The organism is Tistrella sp. (genome assembly GCF_002684955.1).
GTDB classification, from domain to species: domain Bacteria; phylum Pseudomonadota; class Alphaproteobacteria; order Tistrellales; family Tistrellaceae; genus Tistrella; species Tistrella mobilis.
The window spans coordinates 1-15,640 of the sequence record NZ_NYWI01000005.1; the positions used below are offsets into that span (position 1 = coordinate 1).

The 15,640-nt window shown below is 66.5% G+C and carries 13 protein-coding genes; 5 read left to right on the forward strand and 8 right to left on the reverse strand.

The window, feature by feature from the left end; genetic code table 11:
• Window positions 1-35 precede the first annotated feature (35 nt).
• The 6 genes from CMO28_RS01045 to CMO28_RS01070 all read right to left on the reverse strand — a co-directional run bounded on the left by CMO28_RS01045 (window position 36) and on the right by CMO28_RS01070 (window position 5,024).
• Window positions 36-560: a UvrD-helicase domain-containing protein gene (locus tag CMO28_RS01045; protein ID WP_296708305.1), complete on the reverse strand. Its 525-nt coding sequence runs from the start codon at window positions 558-560 to the stop codon at window positions 36-38.
• On the reverse strand, window positions 557-2,923 hold the full coding sequence (locus tag CMO28_RS01050; protein WP_132985808.1) for an AAA family ATPase: 2,367 nt from the start codon (window positions 2,921-2,923) through the stop codon (window positions 557-559). The genes CMO28_RS01045 and CMO28_RS01050 overlap by 4 nt, the downstream gene beginning before the upstream one ends.
• Window positions 2,924-3,011: 88 nt before the next feature.
• Window positions 3,012-3,347 carry a helix-turn-helix domain-containing protein gene (locus CMO28_RS01055; protein WP_132985807.1) on the reverse strand — a complete coding sequence of 112 codons (336 nt, stop codon included), beginning with the start codon at window positions 3,345-3,347 and terminating at the stop codon, window positions 3,012-3,014.
• Window positions 3,344-3,682 carry a type II toxin-antitoxin system RelE/ParE family toxin gene (locus tag CMO28_RS01060; RefSeq protein WP_057684961.1) on the reverse strand — a complete coding sequence of 113 codons (339 nt, stop codon included), beginning with the start codon at window positions 3,680-3,682 and terminating at the stop codon, window positions 3,344-3,346. Before CMO28_RS01060 ends, CMO28_RS01055 begins: the two co-directional genes overlap by 4 nt.
• Window positions 3,682-3,828 (reverse strand): hypothetical protein, encoded by a 147-nt coding sequence (locus tag CMO28_RS01065; protein ID WP_165942347.1) that lies wholly within the window; start codon window positions 3,826-3,828, stop codon window positions 3,682-3,684. Before CMO28_RS01065 ends, CMO28_RS01060 begins: the two co-directional genes overlap by 1 nt.
• Window positions 3,825-5,024: a tyrosine-type recombinase/integrase gene (locus CMO28_RS01070; RefSeq protein WP_132985806.1), complete on the reverse strand. Its 1,200-nt coding sequence runs from the start codon at window positions 5,022-5,024 to the stop codon at window positions 3,825-3,827. Before CMO28_RS01070 ends, CMO28_RS01065 begins: the two co-directional genes overlap by 4 nt.
• 465 nt (window positions 5,025-5,489) lie before the next feature.
• Here CMO28_RS01070 and CMO28_RS01075 point away from each other — a divergent pair, with 465 nt between their 5' ends.
• From CMO28_RS01075 to CMO28_RS01085, 3 genes are all read left to right on the forward strand, one after another.
• Window positions 5,490-7,814 carry a patatin-like protein gene (locus CMO28_RS01075; protein WP_296708321.1) on the forward strand — a complete coding sequence of 775 codons (2,325 nt, stop codon included), beginning with the start codon at window positions 5,490-5,492 and terminating at the stop codon, window positions 7,812-7,814.
• Window positions 7,811-8,509: a class I SAM-dependent methyltransferase gene (locus CMO28_RS01080; RefSeq protein WP_296708324.1), complete on the forward strand. Its 699-nt coding sequence runs from the start codon at window positions 7,811-7,813 to the stop codon at window positions 8,507-8,509. The genes CMO28_RS01075 and CMO28_RS01080 overlap by 4 nt, the downstream gene beginning before the upstream one ends.
• Before the next feature lie 242 nt (window positions 8,510-8,751).
• Window positions 8,752-9,735, forward strand: coding sequence for a J domain-containing protein (locus CMO28_RS01085; RefSeq protein WP_296708328.1), 984 nt, complete (start codon window positions 8,752-8,754; stop codon window positions 9,733-9,735).
• Between the two features lie 10 nt (window positions 9,736-9,745).
• Here CMO28_RS01085 and CMO28_RS01090 read toward each other — a convergent pair whose 3' ends face one another.
• Window positions 9,746-10,447, reverse strand: coding sequence for a glutathione S-transferase family protein (locus CMO28_RS01090; RefSeq protein WP_296708331.1), 702 nt, complete (start codon window positions 10,445-10,447; stop codon window positions 9,746-9,748).
• A 16-nt stretch (window positions 10,448-10,463) separates the two neighbouring features.
• The gene (locus tag CMO28_RS01095; RefSeq protein ID WP_296708333.1) at window positions 10,464-12,245 is read right to left on the reverse strand and encodes an SLC13 family permease; all 1,782 of its coding nucleotides are present in this window, start codon (window positions 12,243-12,245) and stop codon (window positions 10,464-10,466) included.
• Window positions 12,246-12,394: 149 nt separating this feature from the next.
• On the opposite strand from CMO28_RS01095, the gene CMO28_RS01100 reads away from it, so the two are divergent.
• Both CMO28_RS01100 and CMO28_RS01105 read left to right on the forward strand, forming a co-directional pair.
• Window positions 12,395-13,099: a glutathione S-transferase family protein gene (locus tag CMO28_RS01100; protein ID WP_296708335.1), complete on the forward strand. Its 705-nt coding sequence runs from the start codon at window positions 12,395-12,397 to the stop codon at window positions 13,097-13,099.
• 173 nt (window positions 13,100-13,272) lie between these two features.
• Window positions 13,273-15,630 carry a penicillin acylase family protein gene (locus CMO28_RS01105; protein WP_296708338.1) on the forward strand — a complete coding sequence of 786 codons (2,358 nt, stop codon included), beginning with the start codon at window positions 13,273-13,275 and terminating at the stop codon, window positions 15,628-15,630.
• Window positions 15,631-15,640: the final 10 nt, after the last annotated feature.

Here is a 15,640-nt window from a genome sequence, read left to right on the forward strand (position 1 = left end):
CTGCGCCACGCAGAAAAGGGAAAAGTGGACGACTTTTACGCCGCCCGCAGCGGGACTATCCCGCCGCTACCGTGGTCGACTTTCTCACCGCCGTTCTCAGCCAGCCGCTTTCCCTTTGACGCGATCTTGCTGATTCGCTCTGCTGATGCCTTAGTTCCGCTCCGACCTTTGGCCTCAAGCGCTTTGAGTTCCTCAATTTCTGCTGCAAGATTAGTTCGCAGCCACTCGCGAATGTCATGGTTCAGTCCGCTGATGAGAGACCAAGCAAAACTGTGAATCGTCGAGACTTCAACTGTGCTATCGAACTCCAAACGGCGGTTGATCTCGTCGCATGCGGCATTGGTGTATGTGATGACACCAACCCGTTGACCACGAAACCGAAGCGTTTCGCCGAACGTCCGCCGGACATGGTCAAGCGCTTTGACCAGTGAGCGCGTCTTGCCAGAACCCGCGCCGGCGAACAAGAAGAAGCTCTTAGGGGAACTAAGGTCAAGACAGCCCGCGATCTCTTCATCAGCCGAGCTATCCATATCATTGTTAATCATACTGGCGGCAGTCATGCGACCACCTTTGTCTTGCCAATAACATCCTGTTCTTTACGCTTCAACTGCACCGCAAGCCAGATAAGGCCATCATGGATGTATGCAGGCACCTTCAACGCTTCTATCTTCTCGCTATACAGAAGATCGAGTGCAAACTCTGCTTTGTTCCCTGCCTTCAGTGCTTTATGCACTGCTGCGGCAAGAGCATCCAAATCTGCACTGTCCGCTAGAGCATCCCGAAATTTCGCAATGAGTCCATGGCCCTCAAGATCGGCAAACAGTGCCGTATTTTCATAGAGAAGTGCGTCCTCGAATGTGTTTGCCAATGCCTCGGCTGGATCATTCGACTTGAACCCCAGGGCGATAGGTTGCTGATAAGCCACCCGTATCGCGTATCCGCTGGGGTCCGCCTTGGTAAGGTCGGCGGCAGTCTTGTCCAACAATGTGTCCAGAGAGTCTTCGGCAGGAATCCACGACTTCAATGTTTCGTTCCGCGCCTTCTGGCCGCTATTGCGCTTCGGGGGTAAAGCTGCGCTCGACGTGCCGTCCTTGGCATCAATGTCAGTCACGATCAAGGTGGTAAGCCCGAGATGCTCCAACAACGGCTTAAGGCGGTGCGCATGGCTTCCACCGATCTCCAGCCAAGTTATGTAGCATCGTCGCAGATACTCGTAATCTGAACGCTCACGAACAAGATGCGGTACGAGGATTCGTTCTGCGGGGCCTTCGACAAGCACAGCGCCATCTGCGAAGAACAAGTCGCAGTGCGTGGCTTTGAGATAGCGCGTAACGAACTTCTCGGTTGGGTCGAGGCCACCGAAAACCTCTGAAAGGTTAACTACGGAGGCTACCGGCACGGCACCAGCTTCGGCAGGAGCCGGTAGCCTGCGAAAATACCGAAGGGATGCAAACTCACACTCGTGCGCGAGATGGCTGGAATGTGTGCTGACAACCAATTGGGTTCTCAAGGCGGAAGCATCCCCCAATTGGGGATGCTTCCGAAGTACGGCATAAGCCTGCTTGATGAATACCTGCTGTACCTGAGCGTGCAGGTGTGCCTCAGGCTCTTCAACAAGCACGAGATGAAGGGGGGCAACGAAACCATCCTCCACTGTGGTGGTGCCGCCGGCCTTACCGACGCGCATCCACCTGTCGCGAAAGCTCATAAGCGCGAACACCATCGAAACCAGATTCTGGTATCCAAGGCCATTAGAGTCTTCCGGCAAGCGGTGTCCCTTTGCCGGTTCAGCCAGATGCGTCGGTACTTCGTACTGGACTGCTGATCCGTGATTCAGGCCATCCGTCGGCTTGATCCGTGTCGTGATCGTTAGCTTCGGATCTGTGACACCCGGATAGCCGATATGCTCCAGCTCCTTCAGTGCAGCGGCGAATCCCTCGGTCAGCCGAGCTTCAAAAGCCGCTTCCGCCTCATGGAGCGCCTGCAATGCCTGCAAGTCACTAGGCTCCGGCTTGTCATACGGGTCCAGATGCTGTTGATAGTACGAGCGCAGTTGCGCTGATAGCTTTTTCCCGCCGCGTGTTTCCTGTGGATCGTAGGTGGGGCCGTCCTCGCTGGATGTACGCGAGATACCAGCATGCCCAAAGCCGCGTTGCGCACTTATCTCATCGACACAGATCAGGCCCTTGAATGGGTCTCCATCGACTGGATCACTGTCAGGTGACAACACCTGGGGTACTGCCAAGCCTCCTTGGGGGCTCTTGAGTGCCGCCGGATCAAGAAGGTAAGCACGAACCGTGAACAAGCTACGTAAGCGGCGACCAAGGAAGTCCATCATGGACTGGGGCCAAAGTGAGAAGGTAAATGCAGGCGCGGCTGACGACGCCGATGCTGTTTCCACAACTACGTCAGCACCGCCTTCGGACTCCACAACTGCGGAGGCGGCTGCCGTGACAAGCGGCTGCGCAAGTAGCTCAGCGATTGCCGTTCTTGCCTTCAAATACTCTCGCTGTATTCCTTCGTTGTCCTTAGGTTCTAGGCGAAGTCGAACGCCGAGATGGCCTCCCGCCCAGTCCAGAGTAGGAAGCAATTTCTGGACATAGTGCAGTTCGTTGTTGGGAACATTGAGCCATACGTCCAAGAATGGGAGAACCTCGCTCCAATCAAGTTCGGGCAGTGCTTCACCGTTATTGACAGCCGCCTCCCACGCCGCGGCGGAGGCATTGATCTTTGTCCAATGAGAAAGAGTCAGGTCATTGACAGTGAACTCAGACGGCTCGACCAAGAATCGCCGAAGCGCAACCATCGCAGATGTTTTACCGCTGTTGTTCGCCCCCACAAAGACAGTCTTCTGTTCCGAGAAATCTATGCGTACTGCTTTGAGCTTTCGGAAGTTACCAATCTCGACGTGCTGAATATGCATTCTGTTTATCCCTTCGCTACCGACGACAAGGCGGCGCTAATATTGTTTTTTCTATGCGTAAAGCCTCTGCTGGGTAGCGACGATGTACCTACTGGCCAACAGCCAACCGGACGGGCTTGCCAATGCGGCTCAACATCTCGACCAGCGTATCAATAGTGAACTTGGTCGTCTTCCTGTTCACCACATCCGACACGCGCGGGCGAGACACCATCAGGATTTCCGCCGCTTCGGCCTGCTTCAAGTGATGCTGCTCGATCCACGCCGCCAACTCGGCCATGAGCTGTTCCTTGAGCTGCTTCGTGTCATTGATCTGCTTTTGCGACGCCAGATGCAGCCGCTTGGCTTCCTCCGGTGGGAACCCTAGTTCCAGGAACAGATTCGCTCCCGGCTTGGTCACATGGCGGATTTCAGTGTCGATCTTCATGGCTTGCTTTTCCTCGCGTTGACGATGGCCCGATAGCGCGCCTCGGCGATGCGCTTGTCCTGCTGGCTGGTCGCCTGCGTCTTCTTCTGGAAGCAGTGCAGGACGTACACGGCTTCCTCGAACTTGGCCACATACATCACCCGGAACGCACCGTTAGCTTCCCGGATGCGGATTTCACGGGTGCCGGCCCCCACTTCATCGAAGGGCTTCCAGTCCTCCGGCTCCAGTCCTGCCTGGACCTTGCCCAACTGGAACCCTGCCTGCCGGCGGGGTTCGACGGGAAAGGCCAAGAGGTCGTCGTAGGCCGACCCGACCCAGCGAATCTCTTTCTCCATCATGCACCGCCTGTATAAAATTTTATACCAGAATGACCGCCGATGCCACCCTTTGGCATCGGTGCCGAGGAAGATTCGCCAGACACTGTCTGGCGAATTGGCATGGCGGGGAGAACCCCCGCCGCCGAAAGCACCTTCTTGCTCATGCCACCGCTTCCTCGGCGCGGCGCGCACCCGTAATCGTCTTGCGCCGGTTCGCCACCAGTTCCGCCGCCTGGCGCACCGGGTCATCCTCGGTGTGGACGTAACGCATGAACATCGCCACGGTCTTGTGCGCGGTCAGCGCCATGCCGACCTTGACCGGGATACCGGAGTTGGCAATGTCGGTGGCCGAGCGGTGGCGGATGCCGTGCGTCCCCACATGCGTCGCACCCGCCGCCTTGAGCACGCGGCTCCAGCCGTTGTAATACTCTCCCGTGGTCAGGTGCTGCCCTGGATGGCTCGGCGACGGCAGGACGTGGGGGCAGTCTTCCCGCCGTGGTGCCGTCGAGAGCAGCCGGTGGGCTTCCTCGCTCAAGGGCTTCGACATGCCGCCGGTCTTGCTGTCGGGCCAGACCACCCGCCGGTTCTCCAGATCGACCCAATCCCATTGCAGGCCGACGATTTCGGAGCGGCGGCCGGCGAACTCGAACTGCAAGCGGATCGCCAGGGGAATGACATAGTTCTCCAGCCCCTCCGCCTCCAGCTTGTCGAGCTGGCGGAAGATCCGCCCCATGTCCTCGTCGCTGATGAGGTGAGTGGCTTTGCCGTTGGGGTACATCGGGACATGGCGGCATGGGTTCGTGCCGTCGGGACGGTAGCCCCACACTTCGGCCAGGTTGAACATCCGGCGCATGACGCCGAACGTGCGGTTCGCGTCGGCGGGCTTGTGGGCCATCTTCTTCATCATCCCGGCGATGTCCGGGCGCTTCACGTCCCGAACCTTCAGCCGGCCGATCATCGGGATGATGTTGCGGTCGATGACGCTCTGGTAGCCTTTCTGCGTGCTGGGCTTGTTGCGCTGCTTGGAGTAGTCCTCCATGAACTTCGCGCACAGCTCTTTGACCGTTGGCGCCGTGCGTGCCTCGGCCTTGTCCGCTGCCGGATCGCCACCCCGGCGCACCTGGGCCAGCCACTCTTGCGCCAGCGAGCGGGCCTGTTCGACGGTCAGTTCGCCGTACTGGCCCAGCGCGGGCTTGCGGCGCTCGCCGGCGTTCGTGCGGTACTGGAGCATGAAGACCTTGCGACCGGCCGGCGTGATCTTGCACAGGAAGCCGGGAACAAGCGTGTCGCGCAGCTCGATGGGCTGCCCCTGGGGTTGTGCCGCATCGACTGCGGACTTGGTGAGTTTGATCTTGGCCATGATGACTCCTCGGAAGGACACGGTTTCCAGGAGCCTGTTGGGAGCCAAGCGGACGGAAGCCGGGTCAAGTTTCGGAAAGCACCGGCATAGGATGAACTCACGTAAGTTCTTGATAAACCTGCCACAACGGGCTGTGGCGTAGTCCAGCGAAGTTCGGTGCTGGAGTCATGGTGAAATAAAAAAAGGGACCGCACCGAGCCAGAAGGTGCGGTCCCCGAAGTGTCGGCCGCGCCGGTGGTCCGGTAGACCGGCGGCGACCGGAGACGTGGGTCACGAGAGACAAGATGCCGCCTTGCGTGGGTGCCGGCTTTGACCTGTATCAAGAACCCGGGACATTCCTGAAAAATTCCGGCGATCCCGTCCCGGGCCGGTCACCGCCGGGCTTGCCGCCCCTTTCGCACTGCGCGACGATGCAGGCCAGAGCCAAGCGCCGCGGCAGAACGGCGCCGGAAGGACCCGGGGGAAATGCGCGAGATCGAACTCAGGCTGGCGGTCGTCTGCTTCGGCGGCATCTCGCTCGCCGTCTATATTCATGGCGTCACCCGCGAACTGGCCGGGCTGGTCAGGGCGTCGGAACGTGTCGGCGCCGCCCGCCACGGCCGGCCTGAGGGGCGTCTCGACCCGGTCGAACAGGTCTATGCCGGGCTGCTGGCGGATATCGGCCGCGACCGGCCGATCCGGGTGGTGATCGACATCCTGTCCGGCGCCTCCGCCGGCGGCGTCAATGCCGTCACCCTCGCCCGCGCGCTTGCCCATGACCTGACGCTGGAGCCCCTGCGCGCGCTCTGGCTGGACGGGGCCGATGTCGATGCGCTGACGGCCGAGCGCAACCGCGCCGGCCCGTTTTCCAAGCTGGTGCTGCGACCACTGCTGCCGATCGCCCGCCGGCTGGCGCTCGGCCCCTCGGCCGCGGCGGAAGCCGATTTCGCCGAAAAGCTCTCGCGCTTCCTGCGGGCCCGCTGGTTCGAACCGCCTTTCGACGGACCGGGCCTCGCCGGCCGGTTCTTCGATGCCCTGACCGCCCAGACCCCGGCCGATTCGCATCTGGTCGCCGCCGGTGCGGCGCCATCGCTGATGCCGCGGGGCGTGCCGCTCGATCTGGTCGTCACCGCCACCGATTTCCACGGCCATCCCCGCCGGGTGGCGGTGGGCGACCCGCCCTGGGTGACCGAGCGCGACCACCGCCACCGGCTGGGTTTCGCCTATCTGCAGGACGGCAGCGGCGTGCGGCGCGATGATTTCGGCCCGGGCAGCCTGCCGGCGCTCGCCTTCGCCATGCGCGCGACATCGTCCTTCCCCGGCGCCTTTCCGCCCGCCCATCTGGCCGAAATCGACGAGGCGCTCGCCGCCCGCGGCCTCGGCTGGCCCGACCGGCAGCGCTTCGTCGCCGGCTGCTTCGCGGCCCAGGCGCGCGGCGGGGTGGACCCTGAAAAGATCTGGCTGATCGACGGGGCCGTGCTCGACAACAAGCCCTTCGGTGCGGCGATCGAGCGGATCCCGATCCATCCCGCAACCCGGCCGGTGGATCGGCGGCTGGTCTATGTCGACCCGCATCCCCGCGACCATCTGGCGCTGGAGAACGGCCATCTGCGGGCACCGGGCTTCCTGGGGGCGATGAAGGCGGCGATGACCGACATCCCCCGCCACGAGCCGATCCGCGACGAGCTGGAGCACATCGCCGAAGGCAACCGCCGCGCCATCGAGATTCAGGATGCGCTGAGCCGGACCTGGCGGCGGATCGAGGCCCGGGTCCATGACGTCGCAGGGCCGGCGCTGGACGCCGGATCGGACGCCGAGGCGGTGGCGATCGCCCGCGAGGCCGGCCACGAGGCCGCGCGTGCCGATGCCGGTTTCACCTATGACGCCTATCTGCGGCTCAAGACCGGCCGCGAGATCGAGGCGCTGGCCCTGCTGATCGCCCGCATTTCGGGGCTGGCGGGCGATGATGCCGCACCGCTTGCCGGCACGGCACGGGCCGAGCTGGTCCCCGCCGTGCGCGCCCTGGCCGAGCGCGACGGGCCGGTCGCCTTCCTTCGCCGCTTCGACGCGGCCTTTGCGGGGCGGCGGCTGCGCTTCCTGCTGCGGGTGGTGAACATGATCGCCGATGGCGACAACCCGCCGCCGCCCGACGCCCTCGCCAGCCTGAAAGCCGATCTTTATGCCCTGCTCGCCCGGATCGAGCGTAGCGCCGGCGGCGGCGGCGAGGCGGCGGCCGGGGTTGCGGGCCTGACGCCGGAAGAGGCGGCGGGCGAGGTGGCGGAGACGCTGGCGCTGATCGACGCGACCCGGGCGCTGGACGCGCGGCTGGCGGCGCTGGATGCCGGCAAGGGGTTCGGCCTCATCCACCGCCGCCGTCTGATCGCCGCCCATGTCGGCTTCGCCTGGCTGGACGTGCTGCTACTGCCACTTCTGGACGGCGCCGAGCAGGACCCGTCGCAGACCGTGGGCGTGATACGCATCAGCCCCGATGACGCCCGGCTGCTGGAGCCGGGCGGAGCCGCCGCCACCCTCAAAGGTATCGGCATGCAGCATTTCGGCGCCTTTTTCAGCCGGGCCTGGCGCGAGAACGACTATCTGTGGGGCCGGCTGCATGGGGCGGAGCGCATGGTCGACCTGCTGGTCGATGCCGCGACCAGGGCCGGTGTCGCAACGCCCCCCGATCCGGTGCAGGCGAAATGCCGACTGTTTCGTGCAATCCTGGAGATGGAAGCCCCCCATCTGCCGCAGGCGGTCGATCTGATCCGCGACCTGCGTATCCGCATCGATCAGATAGAGGACAGCCGCGCATGACCGACGACCGCCACCGATCGAGCCTCTCTGCCGCCGATGCCGAAGCCTTCGTGGCCGGTGCCACGCTTGCCGCAGCACCGCCGCTGCTGCCCGAAATCCGCCTGCATCTGGCAAGCGAGGTGACGCCGCTTTGGGAGGCGACCGAGACCCGGCTGGCCGAGGCCGGCCTGCCGCCGCCCTTCTGGGCCTTCGCCTGGGCCGGCGGCCAGGCCGTGGCCCGGCTGGTGCTGGACCGGCCCGAGCTGGTGCGCGGCCGGCGGGTGATGGATTTCGCGACCGGCGGCGGGGTTGCTGCGATCGCGGCCGCCCTTGCCGGCGCGGCACGGGTCGATGCGGTCGACATCGACCCCTTCGCCACGGCGGCGGCGCGGCTGAATGCCCGCATCAACGGCGCCGAGATCGCCACGCTGACCGAAGATCTGGTCGGGCAGCTGCCGCCGCCGGGCAGGCCCGAGGTCGTGATGGCGGGCGATGTCTGCTACGAAAAGCCGATGGCGGAACGGGTTTTCGCCTGGCTGCGGGCGCTGGCCGGTGATGGCGTTCTGGTGCTGCTGGGCGACCCCGCCCGTGCCTACGCCCCGCGCGACGGGGTGGAGGCGCTGGCGGTGATCGACGTGCCGACGGTGATCGAGATCGAGGACAAACCCCAGCGCCGGACCACGGTCTGGCGGGTGCTGCCCGCCCCCGTGGCCTGACGAGGTCGCAAACATTCCCGCGGCACCAGATTGCGCAGCCGGCCCCGAATGCCTAAATATCAGGCGACAGCTCGCGCCGGCAGGCGACGCGCGCCATACCGTGCGGACAGATCCGTCCGGCGGCTGGCCGCGCGGCACCGCCCGTTCACCGGGAGGCCCCGCCAGGGGCACCCGGCAGGGGATGCAGCCCGCCGGCACGCACGCATGGCTTTGACACGAGAGAGCATGAGGAGCATCGAGCGGTGAGCCGGATCCTGTACGACCGTCTGGGCGTCGCGTCGACCGCGAGTGATGCCGAGATCAAATCCGCCTATCGCAAACTGGCCAAGAAATATCACCCGGACAGCCGCCCGGGTGACAAGGCGGCCGAAGAGAAATTCAAACAGATCAGCGCCGCCTGGCACATCCTGGGCGACCCGGCGCAGCGCAAGCGCTATGACGCGGGCGAGATCGACGAGGAAGGCCGCGAGCGCGTTGCCGCCGGTTTCGGTGGCGGCGGGTTCGGAGCCGGCGGCTTCGGCGGTGGGCGTAATGCCGGGTTCAGCGGCTTCGAGACCCATTTCGACGGCCGCAATGGCGGCTTCGGCGGCGGCTTCGCCGACCTGTTCGAGGAAATCCTGGGCGGGCGCGGGCCGCGCGCCGGTGGTTTTTCGGACATGGGAGGTGCCGGCATGGGTGGCACCGGAAGGGGTGGTCCCGGTATGGGCGGCAGCGTGCCCGACACGGAAGCGCGGATCACGGTCAGCTTCACCGAGGCGGCGCTGGGCGCCACCCGGCGGATTTCGCTGAGCGGGGCCGGTGAGCTGGATCTGAAGATCCCCGCCGGCGCCACCGACGGCACGAAGCTGCGCCTGCGCGGCAAGGGCCAGGGCGGCGGCGACCTGATCGTGCGTCTGGAGGTGGCCCCCCATCCGACCTTCCGGCGCGAGGGCAACGACATCCATCTGGACCTGCCGGTCACGCTCGCCGAAGCGGTGCTGGGGGCCAAGGTCGACGTGCCGACCCTGGACGGCCAGGCCCGGATCACCGTGCCGGCCGGCAGCAGCAGCGGCCGCAAGCTACGGCTGAAGAGCAAGGGCGTGCCGGCACGCAGCGGCGCGGGCGATCTGTACGTGCATCTGAAGATCGTGCTGCCCGACCAGCCCGACCCGGCGCTTCAGGCCGCAGTCAAGGACTGGGCCGAGGCCCATCCCCAGCCCGACCCGCGGCGCAACCTTAAGGGCTGACCGCCGACGGTCACGCCCCCCGCCCCTCGCGCCCCTCGTGATCCACGATCACGGGGGGCCGTTTCGTTGCAGCCAGCGCCAGAACGATCCGCGGCTTTGCATAGGCACGGTCGGCAAAGGCGCCGAGCGCCGGGCGCGAGCCCAGGCCCAGCCCAACCCAGTCGGCACGGTGCAGCCAGGCCATCAGCCGCATGTCGGCGACCGACCAGCGCCCTGCCAGGGTCGGCCCGTCTTCGAGCGCCGCCTCGACCCGGGCCACCCGGTCCTTCAGCACCTGGCGGGCCTGCTCGATCGCCTCGGGCAGATGGCGGGGCGCCAGGCGGCGGAGTGCGATCGACGCCATCATCGGCGGCACCAGATCGGTCTCGATCCAGGCCGACCAGTGTTCGGCCACCGCCCGCTCGGCCGGGCGCCGCGGCAGCAGCTTCGACGGCTCCGCCGCGGCCAGGGCCGCCAGGATCGCCGCCGCACCGACGATCGGCGCGCCGCCTGCGATCGCCACCACCGGCGGCCGGAAGGCCATGGGGCAGTCGCCCATGAAGGCCGCGACCGCCGGGTCGATCACCGGATCGGCCGGCGCCAGATCGACCACCGGCCGGCGCAGTTCGGCAAGCGCGAGCGAGACCGCCCCGCCATCGGGCGTGTCGCCCGGATGAAAGGCGATCGCGCGTGCAGGATTGGCACGGGCGGCGTCGGCAGGCTTGCGGGTCATGACGGGAAAGCGGTCCTCAGAGCGGCCAGAACAGAAGCAGCAGCGGCACCGAGACCGCCGCGACAACGATCTCCAGCGGCAGGCCGACCCGCCAGTAATCGCCGAAATGATAACCGCCCGGGCCCATGACCAGGGCGTTGTTCTGGTGCCCGATGGGGGTGAGGAAAGACGAAGACGCGCCGATCGCCACCGCCATCAGGAAGGGATCGGGCGAGACGTCGATGCCCTGGGCGACCGCGATCGAAATCGGCGCCATGATCACCGCGGTCGCGGCATTGTTCAGAATGTCGGACAGCGTCATGGTCACGACCAGCAGGGCGGCGAGCAGAACCCAGACCGGCACGTCGCCGCCGAGACCGACGATGCCGTCGGCGATCAGCCCGGTCACGCCCGTGCTTTCCAGCGCCGCCCCCAGTGGGATCATCGCGCCCAGCAGCACGATCACCGGCCATTCGATACCGGTATAGAGTTCGCGCACCGGCAGGGCATTGGTCACCACCAGCCCCAGCACGACCATGGCGAAGGCGACCGCCGCGGGCAGCAGGCCCGAGGCGGCGAGCGCAATGCCGGCGCCGAACAGGCCGAGCGCGATCCGGCCCCGGCGCTGGTCGTGCTTGATGATGTCGCGTTCCACCAGCGGCAGGCAGCGCAGATCGGCCATCACCGCCTGAAGCCGGCGGGAATCGCCCTGCAGCAGCAGCACGTCGCCGATCTGCATCCGCACCCGTCCGAGACGGGAGCGGATGGCGGCGCCTTCACGCGACAGCGCCAGCAGGTTGATGCCATAGGTCTCGCGCAGGCCCAGCTCGCCCGCATGGCGGCCGATCAGCGGCGAGCCGACACCCACCACCACTTCGGCCATCACGACATCCTGGGACTGAAGATGTTCGGCCGAGGGGCGTTCCGAGGCGGCGAAATCCAGCCCCGCCGCCCGGGCGCGACGGGTGATCGCCTCGCTTTCGCCGCGGACCAGCAGCACATCGCCGGTTGAAATCTTCTGCCGGGCCATGGCGCCGAAAATCCGCCGGTCGTCGCGGATCAGCCCCACCACCGTCAGATCGCTGTCCGTCCAGGATGCCTCGGCCTCGCCCACCGTCCGGTCGATCAGGCTGGAGCCGGGCTTGACCGTCAGTTCGGTCATATAGGCACCGACATCCATCAGATCGGCGACCGCCCCCTTGCCCAGCCGGTCGCCCGGGATCAGCCGCCAGCCGAGCACCGCCATATAGACCAGCCCCGCCAGCGCCGCCGGCAGACCGACCCAGGCGAAATCGAGCAGATGATAGGGTTCCCCCATCGCCTGGGCGCGAAAGCCCGAGACGATGACGTTGGGGGGCGTGCCGATCAGCGTGACCATGCCGCCCAGCACCGTGGAGAAGGCGAGCGGCATCAGCACGCCGGCCGGCGACCGCCCGGCCTTGGTGGTGCTCTGGATGGCGATCGGCATCAGCAGGGCAAGCGCGCCCACATTGTTCATGAAGGCCGAGATCACCGCGCCGATGCCGCAGAGAACCAGGATATGGGTGACCGTGTTGGCCGAGGCCTTGCGCACCAGCCCGGTGAGCGGTTCCAGCGCCCCGGTCAGGGCCAGCGCCCTGCTGATCGCCAGCACGGCGGCGACGGTGATCACCGCGTCATGGCCGAAGCCCGAGAAGGCCTCTTTGGCCGGGACCAGCCCCAGCACCACGCCTGTCAGCAGCGTGCCCAGGGCTACGAGGTCGTAGCGCGGCCGCCCGAGCACGAACAGGACCAGCGCGATGACGAGCAGCGCACTGATCAGGATCTGGTCCAGGGTCATTCAGGTGTCTTTCCGGGCGGCCATGCTTGGGTTCGAGGGTTGCCGATGCGCCGTCTTCGGTCAACGCTGTTGTGCCGGACGGCTGCTTGTCGCAGGCTTGGCGCACCTCATCTCCCCCTGCAGTTCCATCGAATTCTCGCGAGGATCGCATGACCAGCCCGATCGACCTGTTCTACTGGCCGACCCCCAATGGATGGAAGATCTCCATCGCGCTTGAGGAACTGGGCCTGCCCTATACGGTCAGGCCGGTCAACATCGGTGTCGGCGACCAGTTCCAGCCCGACTTCCTGAAATTCAGCCCGAACAACAAGATGCCGGCGATCATCGATCCCGAGGGTCCGGAAGGCCGGCCGATCTCCATCTTCGAATCCGGGGCGATCCTGATCTATCTGGCCGAGAAGACCGGCCGGTTGATGCCGGCCGACCCCCGCGGCCGCTATGCCGTGCTGGAGTGGCTGATGTTCCAGATGGGCGGCGTCGGGCCAATGCTGGGCCAGGCGCATCATTTCCGCCAGTACGCGCCCGAGAAGATCCAGTACGCCATCGACCGCTACACCAACGAGGCAGGCCGGCTTTACAACGTGCTGGACAAGCGGCTCTCGGAAACCGAATGGGTAGCGGGCGACGAGTATTCCATCGCCGACATCGCGATCTTCCCCTGGATCGTGCCGCATGAGCGCCAGGGCCAGTCTTTCGACGAGCGCCCGCATCTGAAACGCTGGTACGAGACCATGAAGGCACGGCCCGCGGTCTCCAAAGGGCTGGACGTCGGCAAGGAGCTGCGCAGCGGCAGCGCCACCGACCCCAAGGCCTTCCAGACCCTGTTCGGTGCCGCCCAGTATCAGAAGCGTTGATATATGGCCGGCGCGCTGATCCGGGCCCCCGATGACGGCGTAAGTTGAGTGAGACGGTTCGGGGTGTGCCGATCGTCACCATCCTGCCTCATCTCCTGGTGCAGGATGGACCGCCCCACCCCCCCTCTCTCGTCCATCATCCCGTCGCTGTCCGACCAGGCCGGAGCCCGCGCATGACCGATCGATCGACCGCCCCTGCCCGCCGCCGCCGGCCGTTCCGCCGGCCCGCCGGCAGGCGCGCCCGCACTTTTGCGGCCCTGGCGGCCCTGATCCTGCCGGGCTGCGCGGCGCTCGACCCCAAGCCGGTCACGGTCGATCAGCGCATCGCCGCCTTCCCGACCACCGGGCTCGACCTGGAACGGCCGGTCACGCTGCGCTGGTCGGACGAACAGGTGCCGTTCATCGAGGCGGAAACCGATCGTGACCTCGCCTACACGCTGGGTCTGGTCCATGCCCATCTGCGCCTGGCGCAGATCAGCCTGATGAAGCGGGTATCGCAGGGCCGGCTGTCGGAAATGGGCGGGCCGGTCGCCAACGACATCGACCATGCCCTGCGCATCCTGGGCTTCGGCCGCGGCTCGGCCGCGACCGCCCGCGCGCTTTCGCCCGAGACCCGCATCTGGGTCGAGGCCTTCGTGAAGGGGCTGAACGACTATCAGGACCGCCTGGCCCGGGCCGGTGGCCCCTGGCCGCCGGAATTCGGCCTGCTGGGCATCCGGGCCGAACCCTGGACGGTGGAAGACGTCCTGACCATCGGCCGGCTGGCCGGCACCGACATCAACTGGCTGGCCTGGGCCGGGCTGCTGCGCGAGCGCGCCCGCAACGGCCCGCAGGATCCGCGCTGGCGCGAAACCTGGGCCCGCGCCACAGATGCCGGCCATGGCAGCGTGGTCAGCTTTCCCGCCAACGAGACCCATGCGCGGCTGGAACGGCTGCTGACCGAACTCGCCGGGCTGTCGCGCACCGGATCGAATTCGGTGGCGGTCTCGGGGCAGATGACCGAAAGCGGATCGGCGATCATCGCCAACGACCCGCATCTGGGCATGAGCCTGCCGAATTTCTGGCTGCTGGCGGGCATGCGCTCCCCCTCCTATCAGGCGGTGGGCATGATGCCGCCGGGGCTGCCCTTCGTCGCCGTCGGCCGCAGCCCCTGGCTCGCCTGGGGCGGCACCAATATGCGGGCGCTGTCGAGCGAGCTGTACGATGTGTCGGCCCTGCCCGCCGATGCCTTCCGGACCGAGACCCACACCATCCGCACCCGCTTCTGGTTCGATAAGACCGTGACCGTCCGCGTCTCGCCCTATGGCCCGGTCGTGTCAGACAGCGAGATGATCCCGTCGCGCCCGGGCGAGGCGATCGCGCTGCGCTGGCTGGGCCATGACGTCTCCGACGAGATCGGCGCCCTGCTCGGCGCCATGCGCGCCCGCACCGGCGAGGAATTCCGGGCGGCCTTTGCCGGCCGCTATGCGGTTTCGGCGCAGAACATGCTGTGGGTGGACACCGACGGCCATGTCGGCCAGGTGCTGGCGGCCCGGCTGCCGGTCCGGCCCGACGGCATCCCCCAGGATCTGGTGGCGCGCGCCGGCGACCCGGATCGCGACTGGGCGCGCTTCGTCGATGCCGGCGAACTGCCGGCGGCCCGCGACCCCGCGGCAGGGTTCCTGGCCAGCGCCAACAACCGGCCGACCGATAGCGACCGGCTGGTGCCGATCGGGCTGTTCTTCTCGGCCGATGAACGGGTGCGGCGCCTGCAGAGCGTGGTGCGCGACACCGCGCCGGTGTCGGTCGACGATCTGAAGCGGCTGCAGCAGGACGTGACCTCGGATTTCGCCGAGGCGCTGGCGGCGATGCTGGCCGCAGCCGCGCGGGATGCCGGCGTCGCCGGAAATCACCGCAGCCTGGAGCTGATCACCGGCTGGGACGGCGCCTATGCCGCCGATGCCGCGGCACCGGTCGCCTTCGAAGTGCTGCTCTCACGCGTGGCGGCGGGGGTCTATGGCGGGGCCGAGGCGAGCGACGGCCGCTTTGCCTTCGCCTCCAGCTGGACCCAGCTCAACCGCTATCTGGCGGCCGATCTGGCGGCCCTGCCCGAAGCCGAACGCCGCCGGATTCTGGAGGACGGCCTCGCCGCCGCAGATGCGGCGCTGGACGACTATCCCGCCTGGGGCGACATGCACCGGCTACGCCTGTCGCATCTGCTGGGCCAGGCACCGGTGATCGGCAGCTTCTTCACCTATGGCGACTGGCCGGTCGGCGGATCGCGTGAGACGCCGATGAAGACCGCCCATGATCTGGTGGAAGAGCTGCACGCCGCCCGCTATGGCGCCCAGTCCCGCCATGTCTCGGACATGGGCGATCCGGACGCCAACTGGTTCGTGCTGCTGGGCGGCCAGGACGGCTGGCTCGGCTCCAGCACCTTCGCCGATCAGGTGCCGCTCTGGCGCGGGGGCGACTATCTGAAACTGCCGCTCACCCCGCCCGCCGTGGCCGAACGCTTCCCGCGGCGGCTGGACCTCACCCCAGAGGGGTGAGGTCCGCACT